The sequence below is a fragment of the Nostoc sp. UHCC 0251 genome, from assembly GCF_034932245.1.
Taxonomy (GTDB): domain Bacteria; phylum Cyanobacteriota; class Cyanobacteriia; order Cyanobacteriales; family Nostocaceae; genus Nostoc.
Genome location: NZ_JAYGHD010000444.1, coordinates 1 through 7074, shown reverse-complemented (window position 1 = coordinate 7074; position 7074 = coordinate 1). Strand labels below are relative to the sequence as shown.

The following is a 7074-nucleotide window of genomic DNA, read 5'->3' as shown; positions in this document are numbered from 1 at the left end:
AGGTACAAAGTTTAGAAGTCCCCGACTTATTCGATACGCCGATGACTTCGTGATACTTCATGAAGACATAACCGTTGTCCAAAGATGCAGAGAGATAATCTCTGAATGGTTAAAAGATATGGGTTTGGAATTGAAACCTTCAAAAACACGACTAACTCATACGCTAAACGAGTATGAGGCAGAAAAACCAGGATTCAACTTTCTCGGTTTTAACATAAAACAGTGGAAAGTGGGTAAATACCACTCAAAACAAGGTTTCAAGACAATCATCACCCCAAGCAAAGAAAAGCAGAAGATACATTACGACCGAGTAGCAAGTATCATCGACGACCATAAGGCAGCGCCACAATCGGCGTTAATCAGTAACCTTAATCCGGTAATCACAGGATGGTCAAAATACTACTCAACCGTAGTAAGCTCAGTGGTTTTTTCCACTCAGGATCATCTCATGTATCTAAAGCTTAGAGCTTGGGCAAAACGCCGCCACAACAATAAAAAGGGTAAATGGTTAGCAAAAAAATATTGGCAAACCATAGGCGGTAATAATTGGGTATTCGCAAACAAGCAAGAGGGTAAAAACCCGATTCAATTACGTTCACATACAGAAACATCAATAGTTCTATATGTGAAAGTTAATGGCGAAGCCAGTCCTTATGATGGCAACCTAATTTACTGGAGTTCAAGAATGGGTAAGCATCCAGAAGCGACTAAAAGAATGGCAACGCTCTTGAAGTCACAAAAAGGAAAATGTTCCCACTGCGGACTGTATTTTCGAGAATCAGATGTACTGGAGATTGACCACATAACCCCTAAGAAAAAGGGAGGTAAAGACGAATACAAAAATCTCCAGATATTACACAAACATTGCCACGATGAAAAGACAACAGAAGATGGTTCTGTTGTGAAGTACACATGACAAATGTGCCAAATCATTGAGGAGCCGTGTAATGGGAAACCATTAAGCACGGTTTTGAAGACCAACGGGGTTGGTGACAACCTCGTTGAGTTTAATCTATATCAGCAAAAAATCTAAGTTGGTAACAACAGTAAGCAAAAATTTGAACCAGAATTTATCGGCAATATGAAACTCAGTCTGTGCATGATTGTGAAAAATGAAGCAGCAACACTGCCTAAATGCCTGAGCAGTGTCAGAAAAGTAGTGGATGAAATGGTAGTCTTGGATACAGGCTCAATCGATCGCACTCCCAATATTGCCCAACAACTCGGTGCAAAAGTCCATCATTTTAAATGGTGTAATGACTTTAGCGCTGCCCGCAATGCAGCTCTAAAATATGTCACTGGAGATTGGATTCTGGTATTAGATGCCGATGAAACACTGACACCAGCAATTGTACCGCAATTGCGAGAGGCGATCGCAAGAGACGAATACCTGCTCATCAACCTTGTCCGCCACGAAGTTGGTGCAGAACAATCTCCATATTCTCTGGTTTCCAGGCTATTCCGCAATCATCCAGATATTCGCTTTGACCGTCCTTATCATGCCTTAGTGGATGATAGCGTGTCAGAAATTTTAACTAAAGAACCTCATTGGCAAGTGGGCTATTTACCAGGGGTGGCACTTTCACACGTAGGATATCAAAAAAGTGCGATCGCGCAAAATAACAAATATGCCAAAGCAGCTACAGCAATGGAAGGGTTTCTTGCTACTCATCCTGATGACCCCTATGTTTGCAGTAAATTAGGGGCATTATATGTAGAAACTGGAAAAATTTCCCAAGGTATGGAGTTACTGAGACGAGGAATTAGCACTGCTGAAGAAAACTACGATATTTTATATGAACTCCACTATCATTTAGGCATTGCTTACAGTCGCTTGCAAAAATCCCCACAGGCTATTTCTCACTATAAAGCTGCCATCAAATTGCCAATTTACCCCATGCTCAAATTAGGAGCGTACAACAACTTGGGTAACTTACTCAAAGCAGCAGGAGATTTAAACGGTGCGAAAACTGCTTATGCCGCAACTTTGAAGATTGACCCTACTTTTGTTATTGGACATTATAACTTGGCGATGATATTTAAGGCTTTGGGTTTATTTACAGATGCGATCGCATATTATCAAAATGCGATCGCCTTAAATCCCAACTATGCCGAAGCCTATCAAAATTTAGCGGTAGTGTTGCTCAAAGCTGGCAATCATCAAGAGAGTTTAACAGCTTTTAAAAAAGCGATCGCTATTCATGAAAGGCATAATCCCGAAGAGGCGAAGAGGCTACGCCAGGGGTTGCAGGAAATGAAGTTGATGTAAATTTGAGAGAGCATTAGTAATAAGCTAACGCGCTTATATATTGCACTATTTCCCGTGTAGACCGTCATTAGTCATTAGTCATTAGCATTTGTGTTTACCAAGGACAAAGGACAAATGATACTACGGGTATACCTCATGTAAGAACCGCTATACTAACCCTTAGTAATCCGCTGTACCGTAGGTTGTATTTTATCTACAACTGGTTTTGGCAGAGGTACATATCCTAACTCTTCACTGAATTTTTGACACTCATTCAATGCATATTCAACAACATTTTGCAGAGTTTGAGCTTTTTGTTGGTCTTGGTACTGGTCATAAGCTAGAAGCCAGGTATAGGTTACGATCGGATAGGATTGTTCTCCCTTTGGATCTCTAGCAAAAGAAACTAAGTTTGCTGGTAATTCTATTGACTGCAACGCATTAGCAGATGTCTCAGATGAAGCGAGAACGTAATTGCCAGAATTATTTTCTAAGGCAGCAAAAGGAATCTTATTCTGCTTGGCATAGCCGTATTCTACATAGCCGATTGCACCTTGGCTCTGTTGAATCTGGGCAGTAACTCCCTCATTACCTTTAGAACCAACACCCGCAGGCCAGTTTACAGTTTTACCTGCACCAACTTTACTTTTCCATTGCGGGTCAATTTCGCTTAAGTGTTCCGTGAAAACGGCTGTAGTACCGCTACCATCAGAACGATGCACGACTGTAATGGGTGAATCGGGTAAATTCACACCGGGATTTGCTTGAGCAATTTTTGGATTATTCCAATTTTTGATTTCTCCTCGAAAGATTGCTGGGTAGACTTCCCGTGGCAATCTGATAGGCTTTTCTACACTAGGTAAGTTGTATGCAAGTACAATCGCCCCCGCAGTTAAGGGAATTGTCAGCGCCCCGCGCTCAATTTTTTGTCTTTCTTCTTCCGTAATTGCTACGTCGCTAGCACCAAAATCCACTGTTCCTTGTGTAAACTGCTGTACGCCAGCACCGCTACCTACGGATTGATAGCTAACCCTTATATTAGGATTTTGCTGATTGTACTCATTAAAACAGCGCTGGTAAAACGGAGCAGGAAAACTTGCTCCAGCCCCAATCAGGGAGACGTTATCACCACCGATGTTTGCAGCAGGGCTAGCATTTGGTGAAGAATCTTCAGCAGTTGGTGGTTGACAAGCACTAGTACCTAAGGAGATGGCAATTAAGGGTAGGAGAAAAGCTCGTCGCATCAAAAAAGGTTGAGTCAGCATAATATTTCTTTCGGGTTTTACAGTAATGTCAAGTCGCTTTGCTCCAATTAAAAAAAGGTCACTCGGTTATCCCTTAACCAAAGCGACCGCCTACATACTGTTTAGTAGATTCTTCATGAGGACTTTCAAAAATAGCTTCTGTTTTGTCGTACTCAACTAAGTAACCAAATCGCTTACCGTTTTTTCCTGCCTTTGCATTGAAAAAAGCAGTGAAATCTGATATCCGCGTGGCTTGTTGCATATTGTGAGTCACAATCACAATAGTGTAGTCTTGCTTCAGTTCGTGAATTAGTTCTTCCACGCTCTCGGTAGATATTGGATCGAGAGAGGAAGCAGGTTCATCCATTAAGACAACTTCTGGTTTAAGTGCGATCGCCCGCGCAATACATAAACGCTGTTGTTGTCCGCCAGAGAGCGACAAACCACTGGTTTTTAGTTTATCTTTGACTTCATTCCACAAAGCTGCTCGCTGGAGCGATCGCTCCACTAATTCATCCATATCGCCTTTGAAGCCATTAATTCTAGCCCCATAGGCAATGTTTTCATAAATCGATTTCGGAAAAGGATTTGGCTTTTGGAATACCATACCAATCCGTCGCCGCACCGCCACAGGATCGATTTTTGATCCATAAAGGTCTTTCCCACGGTAAATCACTTTACCTTCTACTCGACAGCCATCAATTAGGTCATTGAGCCGATTAAAACAGCGAATTAGCGTACTTTTACCGCAACCAGAAGGGCCAATCAAGGCAGTGACGCTATTTTTCAGGATATCCATTGAAACTTCTTGCAGTGCCAAAGTTTCGCCATAGTAGACGCTCAGTTTTTTGGCCTGTAAAACCGTTTCACTCGAATCTGCGTGCTTTGGCTTGACGGGAGGATTGTTGTTTTGGTGATTTTCATTCTGATTTCTAGAATTCATAACGATTGAGGAGGTTGGAAGGATACATAAAAATTTTTTCGCCAGTAGTTTAATTCACATCAGGCGTAATTGCGAATTGCGAATTGCGAATTGGTTTAATATGTGGTTTTACTAGCTACCCAACGAGAGAGAATACTAGTTAGCAAAATCATCAGCACCAGAATGAGCGAAGCTGCCCAGGCAAGTTCCTGCTGATTTTCATAAGGTAAACCAGCGAAGTTGTAGATCAAGACCGATAGAGTGGGAACTGGCTCCCAGATACCGCGAGGCCAGAATTGGGTAAACAAAGCTGTAAAAATCAGAGGTGCAGTTTCTCCCGCGGCCCGGGCGATCGCTAAAGTCACTCCTGTTGCGATCGCTCCCATAGCAGCAGGTAGTACTATCTGCAATACAGTCTGGAAGTTAGAAGACCCTACACCTACTGATGCCCACCGCACCTCTTGCGGCACTAGTTGCAAAGATTCATCACTCGTTCGTACCACAATAGGCAACATGAGAATGGCAAGGGCAAATCCTCCCGCAACCGCAGAGTAAGTACCTGTTGTGGCAACAATTACTCCATAGGCAAAGATGCCAACAATGATGGAAGGAACACCGCTTAAGACATTGGTGGCAAAACGAACCCACTTAGCTATCCTACCAGAGCTAAATTCTGACAAATAGACTGCTGCAAGAATGCCAAAGGGAATGCTAATAGCAGCAGCAATTCCCACTACAATCAGCGTTCCCACAATCGCCGGGGCAATACCTCCTCCTTCTTGCAGCGCTGCTGGTATCGACCCAGTAAATAGTTCGAGATCGAGTCGATTGGCTCCCCTAATAATGACATAGCCAATTACTAAAAATAAGGGCAGCAAGGCAATACCTAGCAGTAAAAATGCTAATATTGTCAGCGCCAAATCAATTGCTGTTCTGGGAGTAGAGTAAGAGCGCTCCATTTTAGGAGTAGGAAATTCATCATAATCCCTATCCTGGTTACTAGCTGTCATAGCAGAATCTTCTCCTTTATTAGCGATCGTTTACTTTTCATTCAAAGTTAATCGCCAATTACAAATGACTAATTACTAATTAGTACTTTTTCACTTTTTGAATAATCCAATATGCTCCGATGTTAACTATAAGTGTGATCGCAAATAGCACTAATCCGGCATAGAACAAAGAAGCTCTTTGCAAACCACCTGCTTCTGCAAATTGATTGGCTAACAGAGAGGCAATTGTATTTGCTGGCGCTAGGATTGAAAAATTTAGATCGTTACTATTACCAATCACCAAAGTGACAGCAATTGTCTCTCCCAGCGCTCGGCCTAATGCCAACATCGTGCCACCAATAATGCCAGAAAATGCTGCTGGTATGAGTACGCTGAAAATTGCTTGCCAGCGCGTAGCTCCAATACCATAAGCTCCCCAGCGCAACTCACTAGGCAGAGCTGCAAGAGAATCACGAGCGATCGTTGCAAGGATGGGCAAAATCATAATCGCTAAGATGATGCCAGCCGGAAACATCCCTGGCCCAATATATCGCGTGGAAAACAACGGTATATAACCAAAGTTATCGTGCAGCCATCCACCGATAGGTTGCAGAAACGGAATCAAGACAAAAATGCCCCACAATCCATAGACGACGCTAGGAATAGCTGCTAGCAGTTCTACCAGAAAAGTGAGCGGAGTCCGAATGGATAACGGCAAAAAATTCTCGCTGAGGACGATCGCACATGCCACACCAATTGGGAAAGCTATAAGCAGCGCAATCAGAGAACTCACGACTGTGCCATAAGCCATAGGAAGCACGCCATAAACGCCCTTTACAGGATCCCAAGCAGAAGTTGTGAGAAATTCTAATCCAACTTGTTGAATAGCAGGTATTGAATTCCAAGCAACTTGCCCTGCTATCCATAGCAGAATTCCCGCCACACCTATTGCTAGTATCCGCGTCCCCCAAAGAAAGCTTTGGTCGATCGCCTTTTCAGTTCCAGACCGCGCTTCTTGCGCTGTCATTTGAGAATCACTGGTTGAGGAAGTCATCAACTACCTCCATTAAAGCCAAATTAGCGTAAACATTAGAAAACTAATAATCTCAACCTAAAAACTTCTTGAATTGGCAAATTTTCTCTTTTATTCGTTAAAAATTCCCAATTTGCAGCATTTCTGTCTGATTAGACAAATGGTTAATGCAATATCTCGGACTAAATTATATTAAATGTATTAATTAAAGTTTTCTTGTCTCTTACGATATATTGTTTCAGCAAAAAAACAACTCAAATTTGTATCTATGGATTTAAATTTTCTCAATTTTGCTAAATTTGAAAAATAATTAAACAAACAATAATCTGTTGTTAAACTTAAATTAAACTTAATGAATAAAGAAATTGATTAGTAAAATTATTTTGGGAACAGAATAGACTTATTTTTTTATATTGCATCGAAATTCCCACTAAAATCTGCATTAAAAACAGGACTTACGCAAAAATTGCCGAAAAGCTTAATTTATCGAACCGCCAAGAACGCCAAGAATTCGTAGAGTGTGCGTAAGTCCTATAAAAGTAGAAAAAATCCGACAACATAGATTTAATAAATATTTGAGGCAATATAGGAATCATATTTGATTTCTGAAAATATTTCAGTAGGGTGTGTTATGCCGT

At 41.6% G+C, this 7074-nt stretch carries 6 protein-coding genes; 2 read left to right on the top strand and 4 right to left on the bottom strand.

The genetic code is table 11. The annotated features are described in order from the left end of the window. Together VB740_RS34975 and VB740_RS34970 are read left to right on the top strand one after the other, a co-directional pair. Positions 1-916: group II intron reverse transcriptase (locus tag VB740_RS34975; protein WP_323204399.1), on the top strand; the 916-nt coding region annotated here is incomplete at its 5' end. Between the two features lie 165 nt (positions 917-1081). Beyond that, positions 1082-2269, top strand: coding sequence for a tetratricopeptide repeat protein (locus tag VB740_RS34970; RefSeq protein WP_323204398.1), 1188 nt, complete (start codon positions 1082-1084; stop codon positions 2267-2269). A 152-nt stretch (positions 2270-2421) separates the two neighbouring features. On the opposite strand, the gene pstS is transcribed toward VB740_RS34970, so the two are convergent. The 4 genes from pstS to pstC all read right to left on the bottom strand — a co-directional run bounded on the left by pstS (position 2422) and on the right by pstC (position 6457). Further along, on the bottom strand, positions 2422-3513 hold the full coding sequence (gene pstS / locus VB740_RS34965) for a phosphate ABC transporter substrate-binding protein PstS (RefSeq protein ID WP_323204397.1): 1092 nt from the start codon (positions 3511-3513) through the stop codon (positions 2422-2424). A gap of 73 nt (positions 3514-3586) precedes the next feature. Continuing rightward, positions 3587-4441, bottom strand: coding sequence for a phosphate ABC transporter ATP-binding protein PstB (pstB, locus tag VB740_RS34960; RefSeq protein ID WP_416291247.1), 855 nt, complete (start codon positions 4439-4441; stop codon positions 3587-3589). A gap of 89 nt (positions 4442-4530) precedes the next feature. Further along, positions 4531-5424: a phosphate ABC transporter permease PstA gene (gene pstA / locus VB740_RS34955; RefSeq protein WP_416291244.1), complete on the bottom strand. Its 894-nt coding sequence runs from the start codon at positions 5422-5424 to the stop codon at positions 4531-4533. Positions 5425-5503: 79 nt separating this feature from the next. Next, the gene (pstC, locus tag VB740_RS34950; protein ID WP_323204395.1) at positions 5504-6457 is read right to left on the bottom strand and encodes a phosphate ABC transporter permease subunit PstC; all 954 of its coding nucleotides are present in this window, start codon (positions 6455-6457) and stop codon (positions 5504-5506) included. Positions 6458-7074 lie beyond the last annotated feature (617 nt).